This is a genomic window from Streptomyces sp. NPDC088350 (assembly GCF_044753545.1).
Taxonomy (GTDB): Bacteria; Actinomycetota; Actinomycetes; order Streptomycetales; family Streptomycetaceae; genus Streptomyces.
Genome location: NZ_JBIVNL010000008.1, coordinates 23,749 through 43,123, shown reverse-complemented (window position 1 = coordinate 43,123; position 19,375 = coordinate 23,749). Strand labels below are relative to the sequence as shown.

The 19,375-nt window shown below is 71.2% G+C and carries 20 protein-coding genes and 2 pseudogenes; 6 read left to right on the top strand and 16 right to left on the bottom strand.

Translation table 11 applies throughout. The features are described 5' to 3' along the window. Nucleotides 1–269: 269 nt before the first annotated feature. Entirely contained in the window at nucleotides 270–1,901 is a 1,632-nt protein-coding gene (locus ACIQBL_RS27795; RefSeq protein WP_401945868.1) for a UDP-N-acetylglucosamine--N-acetylglucosamine transferase, read from the bottom strand. 230 nt (nucleotides 1,902–2,131) lie between these two features. Between ACIQBL_RS27795 and ACIQBL_RS27790 the strand changes: the two are divergent. The 3 genes and pseudogenes from ACIQBL_RS27790 to ACIQBL_RS27780 form a co-directional block, all read left to right on the top strand. Continuing rightward, nucleotides 2,132–2,530, top strand: a pseudogene (locus ACIQBL_RS27790) (BlaI/MecI/CopY family transcriptional regulator); the annotation flags it as partial. Between the two features lie 46 nt (nucleotides 2,531–2,576). After that, nucleotides 2,577–3,692: a M56 family metallopeptidase gene (locus ACIQBL_RS27785; RefSeq protein ID WP_401945866.1), complete on the top strand. Its 1,116-nt coding sequence runs from the start codon at nucleotides 2,577–2,579 to the stop codon at nucleotides 3,690–3,692. 250 nt (nucleotides 3,693–3,942) lie between these two features. Beyond that, nucleotides 3,943–4,878 carry an alpha/beta hydrolase fold domain-containing protein gene (locus ACIQBL_RS27780; RefSeq protein WP_401945864.1) on the top strand — a complete coding sequence of 312 codons (936 nt, stop codon included), beginning with the start codon at nucleotides 3,943–3,945 and terminating at the stop codon, nucleotides 4,876–4,878. 68 nt (nucleotides 4,879–4,946) lie between these two features. Here the strand turns inward: ACIQBL_RS27780 and ACIQBL_RS27775 are convergent, their stop codons facing one another. After that, entirely contained in the window at nucleotides 4,947–5,411 is a 465-nt protein-coding gene (locus ACIQBL_RS27775) for an Ldh family oxidoreductase (protein WP_401946844.1), read from the bottom strand. A 30-nt stretch (nucleotides 5,412–5,441) separates the two neighbouring features. Between ACIQBL_RS27775 and ACIQBL_RS27770 the strand changes: the two genes are divergently transcribed. Further along, nucleotides 5,442–5,663 carry a hypothetical protein gene (locus tag ACIQBL_RS27770; protein WP_401946898.1) on the top strand — a complete coding sequence of 74 codons (222 nt, stop codon included), beginning with the start codon at nucleotides 5,442–5,444 and terminating at the stop codon, nucleotides 5,661–5,663. Between the two features lie 56 nt (nucleotides 5,664–5,719). Here the strand turns inward: ACIQBL_RS27770 and ACIQBL_RS27765 are convergent, their stop codons facing one another. From ACIQBL_RS27765 to ACIQBL_RS27755, 3 genes and pseudogenes are all read right to left on the bottom strand, one after another. Further along, the gene (locus tag ACIQBL_RS27765) at nucleotides 5,720–6,640 is read right to left on the bottom strand and encodes a VOC family protein (protein WP_401945862.1); all 921 of its coding nucleotides are present in this window, start codon (nucleotides 6,638–6,640) and stop codon (nucleotides 5,720–5,722) included. A gap of 186 nt (nucleotides 6,641–6,826) precedes the next feature. Beyond that, nucleotides 6,827–7,436, bottom strand: a pseudogene (locus ACIQBL_RS27760) (LysR family transcriptional regulator). A gap of 91 nt (nucleotides 7,437–7,527) precedes the next feature. Beyond that, nucleotides 7,528–8,100 carry a carboxymuconolactone decarboxylase family protein gene (locus ACIQBL_RS27755; RefSeq protein WP_401946841.1) on the bottom strand — a complete coding sequence of 191 codons (573 nt, stop codon included), beginning with the start codon at nucleotides 8,098–8,100 and terminating at the stop codon, nucleotides 7,528–7,530. Between the two features lie 234 nt (nucleotides 8,101–8,334). Here ACIQBL_RS27755 and ACIQBL_RS27750 point away from each other — a divergent pair, with 234 nt between their 5' ends. Next, entirely contained in the window at nucleotides 8,335–8,745 is a 411-nt protein-coding gene (locus ACIQBL_RS27750) for a cupin domain-containing protein (RefSeq protein WP_401945861.1), read from the top strand. Nucleotides 8,746–8,952: 207 nt separating this feature from the next. Here the strand turns inward: ACIQBL_RS27750 and ACIQBL_RS27745 are convergent, their stop codons facing one another. From ACIQBL_RS27745 to ACIQBL_RS27715, 7 genes are all read right to left on the bottom strand, one after another. Beyond that, the gene (locus ACIQBL_RS27745; protein WP_401945860.1) at nucleotides 8,953–10,296 is read right to left on the bottom strand and encodes an MFS transporter; all 1,344 of its coding nucleotides are present in this window, start codon (nucleotides 10,294–10,296) and stop codon (nucleotides 8,953–8,955) included. A 125-nt stretch (nucleotides 10,297–10,421) separates the two neighbouring features. Next, complete coding sequence (locus ACIQBL_RS27740) at nucleotides 10,422–11,372, bottom strand: VOC family protein (RefSeq protein WP_401945858.1); 951 nt, start codon at nucleotides 11,370–11,372, stop codon at nucleotides 10,422–10,424. Next, the gene (locus tag ACIQBL_RS27735; protein WP_401945856.1) at nucleotides 11,353–12,480 is read right to left on the bottom strand and encodes a 4-oxalomesaconate tautomerase; all 1,128 of its coding nucleotides are present in this window, start codon (nucleotides 12,478–12,480) and stop codon (nucleotides 11,353–11,355) included. The genes ACIQBL_RS27740 and ACIQBL_RS27735 overlap by 20 nt, the downstream gene beginning before the upstream one ends. Next, on the bottom strand, nucleotides 12,477–13,181 hold the full coding sequence (locus ACIQBL_RS27730; RefSeq protein ID WP_401945854.1) for a 4-carboxy-4-hydroxy-2-oxoadipate aldolase/oxaloacetate decarboxylase: 705 nt from the start codon (nucleotides 13,179–13,181) through the stop codon (nucleotides 12,477–12,479). Before ACIQBL_RS27730 ends, ACIQBL_RS27735 begins: the two co-directional genes overlap by 4 nt. A 2-nt stretch (nucleotides 13,182–13,183) precedes the next feature. Continuing rightward, entirely contained in the window at nucleotides 13,184–13,969 is a 786-nt protein-coding gene (locus ACIQBL_RS27725) for a PIG-L deacetylase family protein (RefSeq protein WP_401945852.1), read from the bottom strand. Nucleotides 13,970–14,030: 61 nt separating this feature from the next. Beyond that, entirely contained in the window at nucleotides 14,031–14,681 is a 651-nt protein-coding gene (locus tag ACIQBL_RS27720) for a GntR family transcriptional regulator (protein ID WP_043663832.1), read from the bottom strand. Nucleotides 14,682–14,775: 94 nt separating this feature from the next. Continuing rightward, entirely contained in the window at nucleotides 14,776–15,630 is an 855-nt protein-coding gene (locus ACIQBL_RS27715) for a LysR family transcriptional regulator (protein ID WP_401945850.1), read from the bottom strand. A 68-nt stretch (nucleotides 15,631–15,698) separates the two neighbouring features. On the opposite strand from ACIQBL_RS27715, the gene ACIQBL_RS27710 reads away from it, so the two are divergent. Next, nucleotides 15,699–16,595: an EamA family transporter gene (locus tag ACIQBL_RS27710; RefSeq protein ID WP_401945848.1), complete on the top strand. Its 897-nt coding sequence runs from the start codon at nucleotides 15,699–15,701 to the stop codon at nucleotides 16,593–16,595. Nucleotides 16,596–16,727: 132 nt separating this feature from the next. On the opposite strand, the gene ACIQBL_RS27705 is transcribed toward ACIQBL_RS27710, so the two are convergent. The 4 genes from ACIQBL_RS27705 to ACIQBL_RS27690 all read right to left on the bottom strand — a co-directional run bounded on the left by ACIQBL_RS27705 (nucleotide 16,728) and on the right by ACIQBL_RS27690 (nucleotide 19,373). Further along, nucleotides 16,728–17,024 (bottom strand): hypothetical protein, encoded by a 297-nt coding sequence (locus ACIQBL_RS27705; protein ID WP_401945846.1) that lies wholly within the window; start codon nucleotides 17,022–17,024, stop codon nucleotides 16,728–16,730. Between the two features lie 63 nt (nucleotides 17,025–17,087). Then, a complete protein-coding gene (locus ACIQBL_RS27700; protein ID WP_401945844.1) occupies nucleotides 17,088–18,263 on the bottom strand; it encodes an NAD(P)/FAD-dependent oxidoreductase in 1,176 nt (391 codons plus the stop codon). After that, complete coding sequence (locus ACIQBL_RS27695) at nucleotides 18,260–18,457, bottom strand: ferredoxin (protein WP_401945842.1); 198 nt, start codon at nucleotides 18,455–18,457, stop codon at nucleotides 18,260–18,262. Before ACIQBL_RS27695 ends, ACIQBL_RS27700 begins: the two co-directional genes overlap by 4 nt. Nucleotides 18,458–18,662: 205 nt before the next feature. After that, nucleotides 18,663–19,373 carry a response regulator transcription factor gene (locus ACIQBL_RS27690; protein ID WP_401945840.1) on the bottom strand — a complete coding sequence of 237 codons (711 nt, stop codon included), beginning with the start codon at nucleotides 19,371–19,373 and terminating at the stop codon, nucleotides 18,663–18,665. Between the last annotated feature and the right edge of the window lie 2 nt (nucleotides 19,374–19,375).

Genomic DNA, 19,375 nt, shown 5'->3' with positions numbered 1-19,375 from the left:
CGCGGGGCGGCGAGTGCAGGTCGCGCAACGCGGGCGGCTGCGGGAAACAGACGGGCGACGGTCATACGGTGCCACCCCTCATGCACTCCGCGAAGAAGTCGCTGCGCGAGGCGGCGAGTGCAGGTCGCGCAACGCGGGCGGCTGCGGGAAACAGGCGGGCGACGGTCATACGGTGCCACCCCTCGTACAGTCCCCAGAGGGCTCCGTGCACGCGGCGGCCCGTACGAGAAACGCGACGCAAGCTGTCGTAGGGAGAAGGCGTACGGACGTCACGAGTGGCGCCCCTTCACAAAGTCGGCGTGGGACACGTGGCCCATGTGGTGGTCGTGGCCGAGGTCGTCGAGGTCCAGGCCGTGCCCTATGGCGTGTATCAGGCCGGGGCCGCCGTCGGTCGTGGCTACCGCCGTGCCGACCGCGCCCGCCCAGACCGTGCAGGCGAGGGCGGTGGTGATCGCGAGCCGCATGGTGGCCGGCCGGGCCACATGTCGGGGGATGGACGGGGTGGCGGGCCCTGCGCCGGACCGGCAGACCCGGGCGATCTCGGCGGCGGGGCCCCGCGCGGTTCCCGTGGCCAGGTCGTGGTGCGTTCCCGTGGTCGGGCTCAGGTGTGTCTCGGCGGCTGGGCCGAGGTCCGTGCCTGAGGGAGAACCCTGGTCCGTCACCGGGCCCCGCCCAAGCGACCCGGCTCCGGGGAACCGATCCGTCTCGGTGCCCGAACCCCACCCCGTACCGGTGGCCAAGCCCCGCTCGGTGTCAGCGACCTGAACCCCGTCCACGAACAGAGCAAGCCCCGCCTCCCGCTGCAACAGCCCGCGGGGACCATCGATCAACTCACCCAGGACAAACTTGAGTTGGGCCGGGTCCCGGATCCACGCGGCGACGCCCGCCTCGTCCAGGGCCGCCGCGTTGGTGAGGCCGTGGCCGGGTATGCAGCCGTAGCTGGCTACGGGCAGGCCGGTGGCGAAGGCCTCCAGGGAGGTCAGGCCGCCGGCGTTCTGGACCAGGACGTCGGCGGCGTGCATGAGGCCGGGCATGTCGTCGACCCAGCCGTAGACGTGTTCGATGCCGTCCGCGCGGAGCTGGTCGGCCAGTGTCTCGTTGCGGCCGCAGACGACGAGCGGTACGGCCGCGCCGCAGTCGCGCAGATCCCGGGCGACCTGACGGACCGGGCCCACGCCCCAGGAACCGGCGACCAGGAGGGCCAGCGGGGTGCCGGCGGGCAGGCCGAAGCGGGCGCGGGCCGCGGCTCGCTCCGTCGCGTCCACGGGGTGGAAGCGCGGGTCGGCGACCGGGCCGCACACCCGGACGTCGTGCGCGCCCGCGGCCCGGGCCTGCGCGGCGGGCACGGCGTGCAGCGCGAGGTGGACGTCGACCCCGTCGGCCACCCACAGCGGGTGGACCGAGAAGTCGGTGAGGTAGGTGAGGACGGGGACGGTGAGGCGGCCGTCGCGTCGGAGGTTGCCCAGGACCCGGCTCGCACCCGGGTAGGTCGAGACGACCGCGCCCGTGTCGGCGGGCAGGGCGCGCAGCAGTCGTTCCTCGGCGGAGCGCAGCAGCACCTTCGCGAGGGGGCCGCCACCGCCCGCGCGCTCGGTGCTGCTGTAGATCCGCTGGTATGCCCACGGCGCCCGGACGAGCATCCGGTGGTAACCGTCCCGCACGAGCCTGCCGAGCCTTGCGGGCAGCACGTCCAGCAGGTCGAACCGGTCGACCGTGAGACCGGCCGCCACCAGGCGCCGCTCCAGTTCGGTGGCGGCGCCGTCGTGACCGGCTCCGACGCTCGCCGAGACGATCACGACACGCTCGGCCGGCGACGGACGGCACGGCGCGGTCGCCTGCCGGGGGCGCAGGGTGGCGGCCGCGAGGGCACGCAGATGCACCGTACTTCCGAGGTAGGGCATGGGCTTTTTCCTCCGCAGGTGGAGTGGAGCGGCGAAACTCTACAACATGTAGTAGGTAACCTCGTACGACATGTAGTAGATCGCGTTCGCAAAGTCCGCACCCGAGCCCGCAGCCGGGCCCTCGACCGACCGCCTCGAACCCTTTCTCGCCCTTGGCGCACTTCCTACAGGCCGTAGTAAGTCGGCGGGTAGGCTGGGATGCCGAGCGGTGAGAGGCGGTGGGGTGAACAGTGCACGACCGGAAGAGCGACGAGCCCGGCGCGACGTCCGGCAGGCGGGCGCGCGGTGAGTTGGAGAGCGGTGTTCTCGCCGCCCTCTACGGGTCCGACGAGCCGCTGAGCGCGCGCCAGGTCCGGGACCGGCTGCCGGGGGATCTCGCCTACACCACCGTGTTGACGATCCTGTCTCGGCTCTACGACAAGGGCATGCTCGTCCGGCACCGCGCGGGCCGCGGGTACGCGTACGCGCCGGCCCGGGACGAGGCGGCCCACACCGCGGATCGGATGCGCTCGCTGCTGGAGCACGGCACCGACCGCGAGGCGGTGCTCACCCGCTTCCTCTCCGAACTGTCCGAGGAGGACGAGCAGTTGCTCCAGCGACTGCTCTCCGAAAACGGCGGACCGCAACACGAGGGACCACAGCACGACGGACCACAGCACGGCCGATCGCAACACGGTGGACCGCAGCACGGCCGACCGCAACACGGTGGACCACAGCGCGGTGCACCTCAGCAGGGCGGACCGCGGTACACGGGTCGCACCGACGAAGGACCGTGAGCCGGTGCTGATCAGTGTGTACGTCCCCCTCCTGATCACCATGGTGATCGCGGTGTTCGCACCCCGCGCCGCCCCGCTGCTGGCCCCGCGCCCGGCCGCCTGGTCCCTGGTCTCCGCCGCACTCGTGGCGTCGCTCGGCTGGCTGGGTTCACTGGCGCTGCTCGCGTTCGCCGGCCTGGTGCAGCTCCCCGAGGTCGCCGAGGAAGGCCGGTGGTCGGTGGCCGCCGTGCGCGCCTCCGACCCCGTGTACCTCACCGTCGCCGCGGTCGCCGCACTCACCTTCCTCGCGTCCGTCACGGGACTCGCCGTCGCCGCCACCCGTCAGCTACGGCATCTGCGCTGGGCCCGCCGCGAGTGCCGACTGCTGCCCGGGGACACGGAGTTGGCCGTCCTGGACATGGAGCTGCCGGAGGCTTTCGCGCTCCCGGGGGCGCCGGGCCGGATCGTGGTCTCGCGCGGCATGCTGCGCTGCCTGGGCGACCGCGAGCGCGAGGCACTGCTGGCGCACGAACGGGCTCACCTCCGCCACCGCCACCATCTCTTCCAGACCCTCTGGCGGCTCACCGCCGCCGTGAACCCGCTGCTGCGACCGCTGTCCCGCGCGGGCGGCTTCGTCCTGGAGCGCTGGGCCGACGAGGTGGCCGCGGTACGCGTCGGCGATCGTACGGTCGTCGCCCAGGCGGTGGGCCGGGCCGCGCTCGCGACCTCGGCGAACCGCTCGCGCCCGGTACTCGCCGCGACCGGCGGGGCCGTACCGCAACGGGTACGGGCACTGCTCGCGCCCCCTCCCCCGCGCCGGGCCCTGCCGTTCGTCGCGGGCGCCGCACTGCTCGTCATGTGCTGTGCGAGCCTGGCCGACGCTGCGACCGACAGCGAGCAGATGATCGAGACCGCGCAGCACGCGGCGTGTCTGACGGCTCAGGCCGCGGCCACGTCGGCGCAACCACTGATTCCGCCCCACGGGCTCTGCTGCGCACATGAACGACCGGGCCCGCCTCCGCGCCACCGGCACTGAGACAGGCCCCCCGCGCAGCTCACCCACCGGGCGTGCACAACGCCCAGAGCTACGGCCACCTCGACGCCGCCCCTCCCGCCCCGCACCCCGCGCCGCGAGCGACGGCCCACCTCTGAACAGGGCCGATCCCACCATCCACCCGACATGCGCCCGTGTTATCGTCGCCCTACCCATCGCCAGGAATCCTGTTGATCGAACCCCGGTGATCGGACTGGAATCCCCGTCGCGCGCACTCCACGAATGGAGCGGCATGTCTGTTCTGGCCCGGCCGGCGGTGGCCGCCTTCGCCGCCAAGTCCCTACAGCGTCTTTCCGTGCTGGCCGACCGGCGCCCGAGCGGGCGTGGTTCCGCCGCCGCCTCGCATGAACGGTTTCCTCAATTTCCGCGGCGAATACGGGAGTTGACGATCCCGACCACCGTCGCCCCGGCGCGCGCCACGGTGTACCTGCCCTCCGGCGAAGGTCCGCCTCCGCCGGTGCACGTGAACTTCCACGGCGGCGGCTATGTCGTACCGCTGACCGAACTCGACGACCCGCTGTGCCGTTTCCTCGCGGCGGAGGCGGGCGTCGTGGTGGTCAACGTCGACTACGTCGTCGCACCGCAGTACCCGTTCCCCGCACCGCCCCGGCAGGCATTCGAGGTGGTCCGGTGGATCGCGGAACACGGTGCCGAGCAGGGCTGGGACGGCACCCGGCTCACCGTGGGCGGCCAGAGCGCCGGCGGTGGACTCGCGGCGGCGGTGGCCCGCCAGGCGCTTGAGGAGGGCGGCCCCGCGATCGCGCTCCAGGTGCTGCACTATCCGCCGCTGGACCTGGCGACCAGCGCGAAGGACAAGCGGTCCGCCATAGCCAAGCCGGTGCTGCGGCCCTGGATGGCCGAGGTCTTCGACACCTCGTACGTCCCGGATCCGAAGGTGCGTGCCGACCGGCTGGTGTCGCCCGCCCATCCGTCGGACACCGCCGACCTGAAGGGCATTGCCCCGGCCATGGTCATCACGGCCGAGTACGACCTCCTCAAGGCGGAGGGCGTCGCCTACGCCGACCGGCTGCGGACGGCGGGCTCCCTGGTCGAGCACGTCGAGGTCGCCGGAGCCGACCACGGCTACGACGGCACGGACGACGAACGGGCCCTGCACACCTATGCCCTGATCGCCCGTCAGCTGCGGGCGTCCGTGGGTGGCGCCTGAACTCCCCTCACGGACAACGCACTTCGCCGACCACCCTCCCTTCGGACGGTCGGCGAAGTGCCGCCTGGTCACGCCGTCGGTACCGGCTCCGGCGGGGTCAGGCCGAACTTCCCTGCCGCTTCCGTCAGTTCGCGCCACACCTTCGGCGCCACCGGGATGCCCTTCGCGCCACGCCCCTCGGCGACCGCCGCGCTGCGCTCGCCGGGGTAGAGGACACCCTCCGCGTCGTCCGCCGGCGGCAACTGCTTGAGGGTGGCCAGCGTTTCGTCGACGGCCGCGGTGAAGGCGGACGGGTCACCAAAAGCCGCCGGGTCCAGGGCGATGAGCAGGGCGTTCTGGCGGTGCTCGCGGCCCTGCGGGTCGTCCGAGTGGAACGCGGCGAAGATCGGCGCACCGACCAGCACGCTGGTGAGCAGCTCAAAGGCGAGGGACATCCCGGAACCCTTGGCGCCGCCCAACGGCAGGGGCATGACGGCGAGTTCGGGGTCGGTGGTCGGGGTGCCGTCCGCGGTGGCCGCCGCACCCTCGGGCAGCGCCGCTTGGATATCGGGGTGGTGCGCCAGGTGCGGAAGCCCTCGGTGGCCGCGTCGAGGGCGCGGTCGAGGTCGGCGGCGGTGGCGGTGGCGGTGGCGGTGGCGGTGGCGGTGGCGGTGGCGGTGGCGGTGGCGGTGGCGAGGGGTACGTCGCCGATCACCTTTTCGGTGGCCGGGTTCACGATCGGGGCGGTCCGTCCGGTGCCGCCCTGGCACCACTCGCCCGCGATGTACATGCGGACGGCGGGGTAGCCGTGGTCGGAGGTCATGAGTGGGTGCCCTCTCAGGCTGGAAAGGCGGGAGGAGAGTCAGATGGCGGGGGCGTCCTGCTGGTCGCGGTGGGAGCGCAGTTGCCAGACGTGGTGCGGCGGGGTGGTCTCGTGGAGGCGGGTCTCGTAGGTGTCGTCGACGCGGTCCATGTCCGCCGCGTACTCGACCCGGCCGCCGCACGGGGCGTGGATGAACCGGAACACGTTCGAGCCGACCGTGTGGCGCCCGAGCTTGCGGGCCTCCCGCCAGCCGCGCTCGATCATGAAGTTGCCGCCCTCGATGACGTCGTCGAACCCGGGGACCTCGTAGGCGATGTGGTTGACCCCGGCGCGGTCGGGGCGGTGGCAGAGCAGCAGGGTGTGCTGGTCGTCGTCGCCCGGTGCCTCCATGAACACGCCCATCGGTTCGACGATGTCGGTGGGCCGGAATCCGAGCCGCTCCGTGTAGAAGGCGACGGCTTCCTCGCGGCCTTCCTTGACGATGTTCAGCGCGACATGGCACATGCGCGGCGGGAAGGCCCGGGTGAGCGGTTCCAGCGCGGTGTTCCAGCGGTCGACGCTGCCCAGCGCGTTGGCGGGGCGCGGGGTGACGTCGGCGTCCTTCGCGCGGGCCAGGGTGAGTCCGACGCCGAAACCGCTCTCGTCGACGGTGTGGAGGACACCGTCGGCGCTCTCGTGGACCTTGCGGTCCCGGCCCACCGCGGTGACGAGCCGCACCAGTTCCTCGGAGGTGTCGACACCCCAGACGATCTCGCGGATGGTGGGGCCTGCCTCCACGGGCGGCGGCAGCAGCGAACCGGGGACGGTGTCCAGGTGAAGCGTCTGTCCGGTCAGGGTCTCGAAGACGGCGTGCTCGTCGGTCCGCTCCAGCAGGAACAGGCCGAAGTCCTCGAAGAACCGTACGCATTCGGCGAGGTCGTCGATGCCGTAGGTGACCGATTCGATTCTCTGGATTCCCATCGATTCCTCGCTTCGTCGCTTCGTCGCTTCGTCGCGGATCACGTCCTGCGGTGGTTCTACGGTCACCGGTACCCCGCGATCGTAGATTTGCGGCTTTGGCCACCTCAACAGCCAGGTCGCGCGGGCATTGCAATCGTTTCTTGCGTTATTCGTCGGCGCTCTTCACGGTGGCCGGACGGGCTCGGGTCAGCGGCCGATCGCCGGAATCGGGTTGTTCGAGAACCACTCGGTGAGGAAGTCGAGGAATACGGTGACTTTCCGCGGGGTGGCCTGGCCGGGGCCGTAGATCGCGTACAACGGGCGGTCCGGTACGGCGAGTTCGGGGAGCAGGACCTTGAGGGCGCCGGAGAGCAGGTCGTCGTAGGCGGGGCGCTGCGGGAGCAGGGCGATGCCGCGGCCGTGGACGGCGGCTTTCTGGAGTGCGAGGTAGGAGTTGGAGGAGAACGCCACGTTGCGGATCTTGTGCAGGGTGGAGGTGTGGCCGTGGCCGATGCGCCAGACCGGGTCGTTCACGTGGACGAGGCATTCGTGGTGGGCGAGGCCGTTGGGCTCGGTGAGCGGGCCGCCGCGCTCCAGGTAGGATGCGGGCCGCGAACTCGGCGTACCTCAGGCCCGGTTCGGTGAGGCTCACCGAGCGGGCGGTGCGGTTGACGAGGCGGACGCCGACCTGTCGCTCCAGCTCGGCCACGTGGCGCGACACCAGCGAGCCCGACGAGCCCAGCTTCTTCGCCGCGCCGCTGAAGCTCCCGGTCTGCGCGACCGTGACGAAGCTGTGCATGAGGAGCAGTCGATCCATGATTCCTCCTGAGGCCCAGGCAGGGAAGAAAAGTATTGGCAATATTGTCAATCTTCCTCTCGGCCGGGAGACCGACGGCGTTCTTGGGTGGTCACGCGCGTGGCTCGGTGCCGTCGGAGGCGTCCGGGGCGACACGGCCGTAGCCTCGGATGTCGGGGAACGGGGGTTCCTTGTCGGCCTGGAGGTCCACCTGGAAGGTGTTCAGGCACATGCCGAGCATGGTGAAGTTGCCGAGCGCGCCGATGGTGTCGACGAGGGCCTTGGAGCCGAAGTGCTCCAGTGCGGTGGCGAAGGTGTCGTCGGTGACGAAGTGCTCGTCGAGGATCTCGCGGCAGAACTGGTAGAAGGCCTGGTCGGCCTCGTTGTCGAAGACGGCCTCGCGCTTCTCGGCGATCGCCTTCACGGCGGCCTCCGGGATGCCGGCCTCGATCGCCTGGTGCACATGGGCGTTCCAGGAGTACTGCGCGTCCCAGTTGCGGGCGGCCATCAGCAGGGTGAGTTCGCTCAGGTGCTGGGGGAGGCTTCTGTCGAAGCGGGCGAACGCGCCGAGGGATTCGGCCCGTTCGCACATCTCCGGGCTGTGCAGCCAGACCCGGAAAGGGCCGCGGACCGCGCCACGGCGGCCGGCGATGCGGGCGGCCAGTTCCTGCTGGCGCGGGTCCATTTCCGCTTCGGTGAGAACGGGGAGCCTCATGGGCCGATACCTGCCTTTTCTTTCCGGCGCGTTCCGTGCGTGGATCGTGCTGCCGTGCGATGCGAGCCGGCGCTACAGCCGGGTCCGGCCAGCTCACCCCTCCGGAAACGCAAGGTAAAGCCGCACGCCGGAGGGCATCCCCTTCCCCCGCGCGAGGCCTACCGTCGTGCGACGCCGAAGCGCGCAAGTGGAAAGGAAATCCGGATGACCACGATCATCAAGGTCGCGTCCGTGCCCCTGTTCGACCGGGGCGGTGCCGTCGTCACGACCCCCCTGGTCACTACGCCGTCGGCGGGCGGGGAGAACCGGATCACCAGCGGCATGAGCGTGTATCCGGTCGGCTCCGGGGCGCCGTTGCACGCGCACAACTGCGACGAGCACGTGACGATCCTGGAGGGCGAGGCGGAGGTGTGGGTCGACGGCGACGTGACGAGGCTGGAGCAGTACGACACCACGTACGTCCCCTCACCGATCCCGCATCTGTTCCGGAACGTCGGCGACACCCCGCTGCGCATCCTGTGGGTGTACTCGTCGGGGTACGTGACGCGGACGTTCACGGAGACGGGCCGGACGGTGGAACACCTGTCGGCGGAGGACCAGATGGGCAAGGACTGAGGACGCCTCGCCAACCGGTCGGCGCCGGTGCCCACTTGGGCGGCCGGCGCTTTTCCGCGTCCCCGCGTTCAATCGTCCCCGCGTCCCCGCGTTCAATCATCCCCGCGTCCCCGCATCCTCGCGCAGGTGCCCGGACTGACCGACGCCGGCCCCCGCATCCCCTGCGGTGGCCGGCGTCCGGTCCTGTCGCAGTGTGCCCGGTCCCGGTCAGTGGATGCCGACCAACTCCCGTTCCGTGCGGGTCCGCGCGGCCTGCTTCGAACTGCGGAGGGCCGCGACGCCGATGAAGACCATGGACGACAGACCCGCGAGGGCGAAGGACGTGAAGCCCCAGTCGCCGTTGCCGGACGCGAGCAACTGGCCGCCGAGCCAAGGGCCGAAGACGGCGCCGAAGCGGCCCATGCCGGAGGTCCAGCCCACCGCGGTGGCGCGGTTGTCCGGGGTGGAACGGATCGAGACCGTCGCGTAGATCATCGTCTGGGCGCTGTTGAGGAACACGCCGGTGAGGAAGACGACCAGCATCGTCACCGCCTGGTTCATGTGGACACCGAGCAGGAAGACACCTACGGCGGTCAGGGCGAACCAGATCGCCGAGATGCGCGGGGCGCCGAAGCGGTCGGCGGAGCGACCGGCGACGAGCATGCCCACGATGCCGCCGAGGTTGAAGACGACGACGAAGGTGAGGGCGTTGCCCAGGGCATAGCCCTCGGCGCGCATCAGGGTGGGCAGCCAGGTGGCGACGCCGTAGACGAGGAGCAGGCCGCCGAAGGAGGCGAACCAGTACAGCAGGGTCTGGAGCCACTCGCCGCCGCGGAAGAGGTGGAGCAGGGCGTCCCAGCGGTCGGCCGCCGTCTTCTTGCCTGTCGCGGCGGGCAGTTCGACCTCGAAGCGCTCGGCGAGGGCGTGGGCCTCGTCGGTGCGGCCCTTGGCGACCAGGAAGCTCAGCGACTCGGGCAGCAGCTTGAGGAGCACCGGGACGAAGAGCAGCGGCAGGACGCAGACCCAGAAGGCGGCGCGCCAACCGACCGGTTCCACAAGCCACTTGGCCACGTAGGCGGAGAGGATGCCGCCCGCGTGGTGCGCGGTCATCAGCATGCCGATGGTGAGGGCGGTCCGGCCGCGCGGGGCGTAGTCGGAGACCATGCTGATCGCGGTGGGCAGCAGGCCGCCGAGGCCGACGCCGGCGAGGGTGCGGCCGAGGCCGAAGACCTCGACGCTGCCCGACATCGCGCAGATGCCGGAGGCGAGCGAGAAGAGCGTCACGCAGCCGATCATGAGCTGCTTGCGGCCAATCCGGTCCGCGACCGTGCCCGCGGTCAGGGCGCCCACCAGCATGCCGAACGTGGCGTAGCTGCCGAGGTCGCCGGCCTGGCCCGGGGTGAGACCGAAGGTCTTCGTCTCGAGCAGGTGCGGGAGCACCGAGCCGTAGACGAACATGTCGAGGCCGTCGAAGAGCACGGCCAGCCAGCACAGGCCGATGACCAGCAGGGCCAGCCTGCTGCCACGGGCGGACCGGGCGGGCGACGGGGTTGAGGAGGGGGAGGAAGACATCGTTGGTTACCTCTCGTGCTTGGTGCGCCAGACGCTAAGGAGTCACCGCCCAGATAGTCAACGTTTTTGTCAACAATCTCATCGACAATCGCGTGAGGGTGACTCCGGCGGCTCCCGCGCACCGCTCAGCCGACCGGCGGTGTCCCGTGGGTGTGGAAGGACTCGATGGTCTTCAGCCCCCAGGCCTGCCCCTTCTTCCGCTCCTCCTCGGTCCAGGTGATCAGCGGCCAGTCGGGCGCCAGGACGAGGCGGGTGAGCGGGTTGCACAACTCGATACGGTTGCCGCCGGGCTCGTAGACGTACAGGAAGAACGTCTGCTGGATGGCGTGCTTGTGCGGGCCCGTCTCGATGAACACACCGGTGTCGATGGCGAGATCGGCCGCGCGCAGGATGTCCTCGCGGGTGTCGGTCGCGAACGCGATGTGGTGCAGCCGGCCGGTCGAACCGGTCCAGTCCTCGGTGTAGACGACGTCGTACGACTTGTTCGTGTACGTCAGCCAACGCGCCGCGATCCGGCCGCTGTTGAGCTGGATCTGCTCCGTCGGCCGCGCGCCCAGCACGTGTTGCTGGAACTCGGCGCCGGCGAGCACGTCGGCCGCGAGGAAGTTGATGTGGTCGAGGCGGCGGACGCCGACGCCCCGGTTGGGTTTGGCCTGCGGCTGGTTCTTGAGCGCCGGCCTCAACTCGTCGGGGGCAACGTAGTGTTCGCTCTCCCAGTACAGGGCGTGCTCGTGGCCGTCCGGGTCGGTGGTGACGTAGAGCTTGCCGAGACCGGGTTCGTCCTCGACCCACTTGCCGGTGCCACCCGCGTCCTCGATCGCTTTGATACGGCGGTGGAGGGCCTCCTCGCTGGAGGTGCGCAGGGCGAGCCGGCCGAGGCCGGGTTGTTCGCGGGCGGTGAGGACCAGGCTGTGGTGCTCGTAGTCGTCGTAGGTCCGCAGGTGGACGGTGTCGCCGTCCTGCCCGTTGACGGTCAGCCCTAGATAGTCGGTGAAGAAGGCCACACTGGCGTCCAGGTCCGGGGTAAAGAGCTGGGCGTGGCCGATATGGGCGATGTCACCGAGCGGCGGAGCCATCGTTGCCTCCAAGAGGGCGTGCGGGTGCGGGAGTTGAGACGGCCGGTCGGGGGAAGACCGTGCCGTCGAAGATCTTGCGGGCGGTGCGTACGACCGCGGTTGTGCGGACCACGGGAGCCGATCCTTCGGTTCCGGCGCTCACGGTGGTTTCGATGTCCAGGAATCCGCTGGGATGCTCGACGCGTATGCGGTCACTCCGCACGGCTGTGTTCGCGCTCTCCTCCCCCACCCCGCCGGGCAGGAGCAGCCCCGCCGCCACGCTCGCGGCACCGAGGACACCGATCGAGGTGTGGCAGCGCACGGGGATGAAGGTGCGGGTCATGACTGCTCCGCCGTTTCTGGGCGGTGCCAGCAGGGTGAGCTTGGGCACGGTGGCGCCGTCGACGTCACCGAGGCCCATCAGCTTGCCGGCCTCCAGGCGGATCTCCCGGAGGCGGTCGGCGAGAGCGAGGTTCTCTTCCAGGTCCTTGGGGTTCTCGTAGCCGGTGACGTCGAGTGCGGCGGCCGGGATCAGGACGACCGGCATGCCGTTGTCGACGCACGTCACCTCGGTGCCGGCGATGACGTCCCGGATACGGCCCGTCGGCAGCAACGGGCTGCTGCCCTGCGGGAATTCGATCACCACCGGTGCCGCCGTGCCGGGCACGCCGGAGATCTCCGCGAAGCCTGTGTAGTCGACACGTCCGCCCGGGGTGGGGAAGCGCGCGATCGCGAGTTCCCCGGTATTGAGCATGCGGATGCGGACGGACGTCTCACCGTCGGCGGGAGCCACGAGCCCCCGCTCCACGGCGAACGGGCCTATTCCGGCGAGGATGTTGCCGCAGTTCTGACGATCCGTCACCTCGGGTCGGTCGACGGCGACTTGCAGGAACAGATAGTCGACGTCGGCCTCGGGGTCGGCCGAGGCGGAGACGACGGCGACCTTGCTGGTGAGTGGATGGGCGCCGCCCAGGCCGTCGATCTGGCGCGGGTCGGGGCTGCCCATGACGCGCAGCAACAGGTCGTCGCGCTCGGCCGTGTCGGCGGGGAGGTCCTCTGCCAGGAAGTAGGCGCCCTTGGAGGTGCCGCCGCGCATCAGCATGCAGCGCACCTCCGCGGGCCCGGTCACGACCCGGCTCCGGTGTACTCCTCGTACGTCCGGTACTCGACGCCGAGTTGCGTGAGGGTGTCGCGCAACCCGTAGCGGTCCAGGCCGAGTTGCCCCTCCAGGAAGGCGGCACGGGTGGCCGCCTCCATGGCCTCGCGGGCCTCGGACCTCTCGGCGGTCTCGCGGGCCTTCTCGCGCGGTACGACGACCACGCCGTCGTCGTCGGCGACGATCACGTCACCCGGGCGGACGACCTGGCCGTCGATGGCGACGGGCACGTTGACCGAGCCGCCGGTGGCCTTGACGGTGCCCTGGGAGGAGACGGCGCGGGACCAGGCGGCGAAGCCCATGTCGCGCAGTTCCTGGGTGTCGCGGATGCCGGTGTTGAGGACGACTCCGCGTACCCCGCGCTTCTGGAGTGCGGTGGCGAACAGTTCGCCGAACAGGCCGTCCGTGCACGGGGAGGTGGTGGTGACGACCAGGATGTCGCCCTCGCCGCACTGCTCGACGGCCGCGTGGATCATGAGGTTGTCGCCGGGCCAGCTCAGCACGGTGACCGCGGTGCCCGCGACCCGAACTCCCTGCTGGACAGGGCGGATCGACGGCCCGAGCAGACCGGTGCGGCCCATCGCCTCGCTGACGGTGGCCACCCCGAAGCCGGCCAGCGCCTCGACGTCCTCGGCGTCGGCCTTCGGAGGGTTGGTGACGATCACGCCGCCCATGGTTACGCCAGCTCCTTCGCGATCTGCGGGTACGGGCGCATGTACGCCTCGGCCATCGTCTTGTGGGCCAGTCCCAGGTTCGGCCCGGCGTTCCGCTTGAGCTGGACGCCCCGGCGGACGGCCAGGTCGGTGTAGTAGTCCCACAGGTGCCGCTGGGCGCCGAGGCATTCCATCGCCCTGCGCTTGGTGTCCCACACAGCGGTGATGTCGAGGAGGACCTCGGGCTTGAAGCCGCTCATCTCGGGCTGGTGCGGCTCGAAGTAGAAGACCGGCGGAGCGCCGATGATCTCGCCCTCGCCGGGGTAACCGATGGCCTGCGCCAGGACACGGGCCTCCAGCGCCATGCGGTTGGCGGCCGGGTGGTCGCCGTTGTACGGGTCCTCGGTGGGGTGGGTGAGCACGGCGTCCGGCTGCGTGGCGCGGTAGACCTCGACGAGCTTGTCGGTCAACTCGGCGGTGGCGACCAGGGGATAGTCTCCGGCGTCGAAGAAACGGACCTCGGCGCCGAGGGCGGCCGCGGCACGCTCGGCCTCGTCCCGGCGTATCGCCTTGATCTCGTCCAGCTTCTTGCCCTCGCGCCAGGCTTTGGCGGACTCGCCGCGCTCGCCGAAGGTCAGACAGGCGATGGTGACCTTCTCGCCGCGGGCGGCGGCCAGGGCGATGGCTCCGCCCGCCCGCCAGACGAAGTCCCCGGCGTGCGCCGTGACGACGAGCGTCGATCGTGATGGGGGTCCCCCCGCGCGAGCGTCTTCGAGCGTGGGGGAGGCGGGCGCGTTGCCGTGCGTCATTGCGTCAATCTCCTTGATGGACAGGTGTGCGCCCGCCCCAGGCGTGCCGATCCGCCGCGCCTCAGTCGCGCAACGCCTCGATCACACTGGTGAGATGGGCGCGGACGGCCGCCTCGGCCGCCTGCGGGTCCCTGGCCGTGATCGCCTCGATCATCGCCAGATGCTCACTCAGGGACTGCTGTGGACGCCCCGGGCGCAGCGCCAACTGGAAGCGGTGACGCACCAGTTGGGCGTTGAGCCGCTCCAGCAGGGCGAGGGCCGTCTGCTGGCCGGAGAACTCCCGTACCTTGTCGTGCAGTTCGTGGTTCAGCTCGGAGTACGTCACCGGCTCGCCGTCGGCCACGGCCTTGGTCATGGCCCGGCCCAGGTCCGCCAGTTCGGTCAGCTGGTCGTCACTGGCCGCGACGGCCGCCTTCGCCGCGCACAGTCCCTCCAGGACCATGCGGCACTCCGTGATGGCGACCGCTTCCTCCACGGTCACCACCCGCACCCGCGAGCCCCGGTTGCGGATCCGCTCGACCAGTCCTTCGGCCGCCAGATCGATCAGTGCCGCGCGGATGCTGGCCCGCGTCACATCGAGTTGCTCGGCGAGCTCGTTCTCCACCAACCGCTGTGCCGGTGCCATGTCGCCGTGCAGGATCGCCTGCCGCAGTTGCGTGAGCGCATGCTGCTTGGCCTGCTCCCCGGTGCTCGGACGGGCTTCTTTCGGCATCGTTGCCCTCCCTGGGTGAGTGCCTGTCGAACCTAAATCTAGCCAAACAAGATTGTCAACAATTTTGTCCGCCGTATTGCGCCGCGTGCCGCCCTCAGGCCTCGCGGTAGAGCGCGGTGAGCAGTTCCAGTACGGCCTGGGTGGCGGGGTGCGGGTCGTCCTTCCACCAGGCGAGCCGTACGGCGATCGGTTCGCCGTCGCGCACCGGTCGGTAGACGACTCCGGGCCGCGGGTACTGGTTGGCGGTCGATTCCGCGGTCATACCGACGCTGCGGCCGGTGGCGATCACAGTGAGCCAGTCGTCCACGTCGTGGGTGTCCTCGGTGGCCGGGCGGGAGTCGGGCGGCCACAGGTCGGCGGTCGTGGTGCCGGTACGGCGGTCGACGAGGAGGGTGCGCCCGGCGAGGTCGGCCAGCCGGACCGAGCGGCGGCGGGCCAGGGGGTCGTCGGAGGCCATCGCGCACAGCCGTCGCTCCAGCCCGACGATGGCCGACTCGAACCGCCGGTCGTCGAGCGCTCTGCGGACCACGGCCAGGTCGCAGGCGCCTTCGGCGAGCCCGGCGGTGGCCGAGTTGACGCGGACCAGGTGCAGGTCGGTCTCCGGGTGGGCCCGGCTCCAGCGGCGCTGGAAGGGCAGCGTGTGCCGGCCGAGCGCCGACCAGGCGTAGCCGATCCGCAGATGGGCGTGGCCCGAGGTGGCGTCCCGGACCAGCTCGTCGACCTCGGCGAGCACCCGCCGGGCGTGCGCGACCACCCGCAGCCCGGTGCTCGTCGGGGTCACCGATCGGGAGGTGCGTCTCAACAGCCTTACGCCCAGGGCCTGTTCGAGTGAGGCGAGGGTGCGGGAGACGGCCGCCTGGGAGACGCCGAGCGCGAGGGCGGCGTCCGTGAAGGTGCCCTCGTCGACGATCGCGACGAGGCAGCGCAACTGCCTCAGCTCCATATCCATGACTCCAGCGTATAGATCGTCCGGCTGTTGCATTTTGCGCATGTACGGGCGGGGCGCACGATCGGAGCATGCCTGGAACCTCCGCAGCGACGACTCCCCTGCCCACCACGTCACACGGCACCCCGCAGCCGTCCCGGGTGGGCCTCGCCGGCGTGGCCACCATGGCCGGCAGCGGTCTGTCCAACCAGACGGGTGCCGCGATCGGCTCCCTCGCGTTCCCCGTCATCGGGCCCGTGGGCGTCGTCGCGGTGCGCCAGTACGTCGCCGCTGCCGTGCTGTTCGCCGTGGGCAGGCCCCGGCTGCGGGAGTTCACCTGGCGGCAGTGGTGGCCGGTGCTGCTGCTGGCCGTCGTGTTCGGGACGATGAACCTGTCCCTGTACACCGCCATCGACCGCATCGGCCTCGGTCTGGCGGTGACGCTGGAGTTCCTGGGCCCGCTCTCCATAGCGCTGGCCGCGACCCGGCGGCGCGTGGACGTCTGCTGCGCGCTCATCGCGGCGGCGGGCGTGGTGACGCTCATGCGACCGCGCCCTTCGGCCGACTACCTGGGCATGGGCCTCGGACTGCTCGCCGCCGCGTGCTGGGCGTCGTACATCCTGCTGAACCGGACCGTCGGCCGCCGCACCCCCGGGGCGCAGGGTGCCGCAGCCGCGGCCGGGGTGTCCGCGCTGGTGTTCCTGCCGGTCGGGATCGCCGTCGCCGTCCGGCACCCGCCGACCCTCACGGCGGCGGCGTGCGCCGTGGCGGCCGGGGTGCTCTCCTCGGCGGTGCCGTATCTGGCCGACCTGTTCACCCTGCGCCGGGTGCCCGCCCCGGCCTTCGGACTGTTCATGAGCGTCAACCCCGTACTCGCCGCCGCCGTCGGGTGGATCGGCCTGGGTCAGCGGCTGGGCTGGGCGGAGTGGGCGGCCATCGGAGCCATCGTGACCGCGAACGCGCTGAGCATCCTCACGTCACGGGACTGAACGGCCGGGACGAGGGGTGCGCCCTCGGAAGATCTCCGTTCCCGGAGTACCGGGCAGCTTCGGCCTACTGGACGACGTACCGGGCCCTGAAGCGGTCGACCCGGTGCTGCGGTTGTCGATGGACGCGAGGCGCTACGAGAGCGCCCGACGCCGGCGTCGGGGGGCGCCCCACCCCGCCACCGGCTCGAAGGCGTCGATCACACGGACCGTGCCGAGCAGGTCGACCTCCAGGATCGTCCGCGCCGACACGATCGAGGCGGAGACACCGGCCGTGTGCGCCCCGGCGACGATCCAGCCCTCGTCGGCCGCCGTCCGGGCGGGCTTGTCGCCGGCGACGTCGGTGGAGACGCCGTGCGCCGCGTGGCCTTCGGCGCGCAACGCCGAGACGGCACAGTCGAGTTGACCGCGCGAGGCCTCGGCGAGAAACAACGGCGCGCGATCACCGTCCCCGTGCCGCCCGCGCCGGTGACCACGACAACGTCTCGGGGTTCCTCACACGGTCGTCGCGCCGTGGACGGCCTCCTGCCAGGTCGATCCGGCCGCGATGGCCCGCCGCCACCCACGGATCGCCTTGGGTGGCATGCCGATCGCGAGGGCGCCGGTGAGCCGGTCGCCGGTCCGGTAGGCGGCCACGAACCGCCGCTCGCCCAAGTCCCCCTCCACCACGGCGAGTTCGTCGTGGCCGCGCAGATGGCCGTAGGCCTGGATCTTCATGTCGTACTGGTCGGACCAGAAGTACGGCACGGGTGCGAACGCCTTGCGTGCCCCGGGGTTGAGGAGGTTGCGGGCGGCGGCCATGCCCTGTTCGGCGGCGTTCGTGCGGTGCTCGATCCGCATCGAGGTGCCGAACAGCGGGTTGTGCCAGCGGGCGACGTCACCGGCCGCGTAGACGTTGCGGGCGGCCTCGCAGTACGCGTCGCACACCACGCCGTCGCCCACCGGCAGTCCGCTGTCGGCGAGCCACTCGGTGTTGGGCAGCGAGCCGATCGCGACGAGCACCTCGTCGGCCTCGATCTCCTCGCCGTCCGCGAGCCGTACGCCCTCGTCGGTCACCTCGGTGCCGGAGACACCGGTGCGCAGGTTCACGCCGTGCTCCCCGTGCGCCCGCGCCAGCACCTGCCCGACCTCCACACCCACCGCGTGTGCCAGGGGCACCGAGGCCGGTTCCAGCAAGGTCACTTGAGCGCCCAGGCGCCGGGCCACCGCGGTGGCCTCCGCGCCGAGGAACCCGGCGCCCACCACGACCAACCGCCGCCCGGGGCCGAGCCGTTCACGCAGCATGAGGGCGTCGTCGAGCGTGCGCAGCACATGCGCGCCCTCGCCCGGCAGCCGCCGTGGGCGCACCCCGGTGGCGATGATCAGCCCGTCGTACGACACCTGCGCGCCGTCCGACAGCCACACCTCCTGCGCGGCGAGGTCGAGCGCGGTCGCGGCGACCCCGAGGCGCAGGTCGAGACCGAGCCCGTTCAGGTCGGCCGGGGTACGCAGGGCGATCCGGTCCGGTTCCCACTCGGCGGCGAGGACCTGTTTGGACAACGGCGGCCGGTCGTAGGGCAGATGGGGTTCTTCGCCCACGAGGGTGAGGGTGCCGGTGTAGGCCTCGCGGCGGAGTGTCTCGGCCGCCGCGAGTCCGGCGGCCGAGGCTCCGACGACGACGATCCGGGTCACCGCTCCACCAGTCGGACGGCCGCGGCCGGGCAGACCGCCACGACTTCCCGTACGCCGTCGACGAGTTGGGCGCCGGGGTGCTCCTCCAGGAGGACCGCCACGCCGTCGTCGTCCCGCTGGTCGAAGACGTCGGGGGCGGCGACCACGCACTGCCCGGAGGCGACGCGTTTCGGTTCGTCGAGTTCGACCTTCATGGCTGTGTCCTTCGCTCTCTGTTCGTTCGCTGTTCGGTCATGAGCGGGTGATCGCCGGGCGACGGGCAAGCAGGCCACGCTGCCGGTCGGAGGGTCGGAACGCCCCCTTGTCGGGCCCGGCGCCGGGGTGCTGGGAACAAGGCCTCTGTGGGCACACGCAAACAGCTGTGCTCCGCGCATCCCTTCAACTCCCCCGGCGGAGCGCTCACCCCTCACCGGCGGCCCGCCCGAGCCAGTAGCCGAAGCCCCGGCGCGTATGAATGAGCGCCGCGCCCTCCTGGTCCACCTTGCGCCGGAGTCGGGAGACGAGCTGCTCCATCGCGTTGTCGCCGCGGAAGTCGTCCCAGACGTAGCGGCTGATCTGCTCCTTGGACAGCACCTTGTGCGCGTTGACGAGGAGATGGCGCAGCAGCCGGTACTCCGCGGGCGTGAGGTCGAGGGTGCGCCGGCCGCGCCGCGCCTGGCAGGTGGTGTCGTCGAGGACCAGGTCGGCGTAGTGCAGCGCGCCGTCCCTGCCGCGCAGTAACACCTGGATGCGGGCCAGCACTTCGGCGATCCGGAAGGGCTTGGTGACGTAGTCCCGCTCCCCCGCGCCCAGTTCGGGCAGCAGCCTGTCGAGGGCGTCCCACGCGGTGAGCAGGAGGACGGGCGGGCGGTGCGTGACGAGTCGGGCCCCGCGGGCGAGGGCGTCCATCCGGGGCAACTCGGCGTCGATGACGACCAGTTCGAACCGCCGCTCCGCGAGCCGGGCCACCACCTCGGTGCCGCTGCCGGCCGTCCTGATCTGATAGCCCGCCAACTCCAGTGTCACGGAAAGGAGTTCGGCGTTGTCCGGCTCACCCACGGCGACGAGCAGATGCTGCCCGCCGCCGCGGGCGAGTGATCGTGTCTCACTGATGCTGCCGTACGTGGACATGC

Bases quoted from the DNA above. Each gene is read 5' to 3' on its own strand.
- ACIQBL_RS27795 (WP_401945868.1), bottom strand. From the start codon at position 1,901: ATGCCCTACCTCGGAAGTACGGTGCATCTGCGTGCCCTCGCGGCCGCC.
- ACIQBL_RS27780 (WP_401945864.1), top strand. From the start codon at position 3,943: ATGTCTGTTCTGGCCCGGCCGGCGGTGGCCGCCTTCGCCGCCAAGTCC.
- ACIQBL_RS27765 (WP_401945862.1), bottom strand. From the start codon at position 6,640: ATGGGAATCCAGAGAATCGAATCGGTCACCTACGGCATCGACGACCTC.
- ACIQBL_RS27755 (WP_401946841.1), bottom strand. From the start codon at position 8,100: ATGGACCCGCGCCAGCAGGAACTGGCCGCCCGCATCGCCGGCCGCCGT.
- ACIQBL_RS27750 (WP_401945861.1), top strand. From the start codon at position 8,335: ATGACCACGATCATCAAGGTCGCGTCCGTGCCCCTGTTCGACCGGGGC.
- ACIQBL_RS27745 (WP_401945860.1), bottom strand. From the start codon at position 10,296: ATGTCTTCCTCCCCCTCCTCAACCCCGTCGCCCGCCCGGTCCGCCCGT.
- ACIQBL_RS27740 (WP_401945858.1), bottom strand. From the start codon at position 11,372: ATGGCTCCGCCGCTCGGTGACATCGCCCATATCGGCCACGCCCAGCTC.
- ACIQBL_RS27730 (WP_401945854.1), bottom strand. From the start codon at position 13,181: ATGGGCGGCGTGATCGTCACCAACCCTCCGAAGGCCGACGCCGAGGAC.
- ACIQBL_RS27725 (WP_401945852.1), bottom strand. From the start codon at position 13,969: ATGACGCACGGCAACGCGCCCGCCTCCCCCACGCTCGAAGACGCTCGC.
- ACIQBL_RS27720 (WP_043663832.1), bottom strand. From the start codon at position 14,681: ATGCCGAAAGAAGCCCGTCCGAGCACCGGGGAGCAGGCCAAGCAGCAT.
- ACIQBL_RS27715 (WP_401945850.1), bottom strand. From the start codon at position 15,630: ATGGATATGGAGCTGAGGCAGTTGCGCTGCCTCGTCGCGATCGTCGAC.
- ACIQBL_RS27710 (WP_401945848.1), top strand. From the start codon at position 15,699: ATGCCTGGAACCTCCGCAGCGACGACTCCCCTGCCCACCACGTCACAC.
- ACIQBL_RS27695 (WP_401945842.1), bottom strand. From the start codon at position 18,457: ATGAAGGTCGAACTCGACGAACCGAAACGCGTCGCCTCCGGGCAGTGC.
- ACIQBL_RS27690 (WP_401945840.1), bottom strand. From the start codon at position 19,373: ATGTCCACGTACGGCAGCATCAGTGAGACACGATCACTCGCCCGCGGC.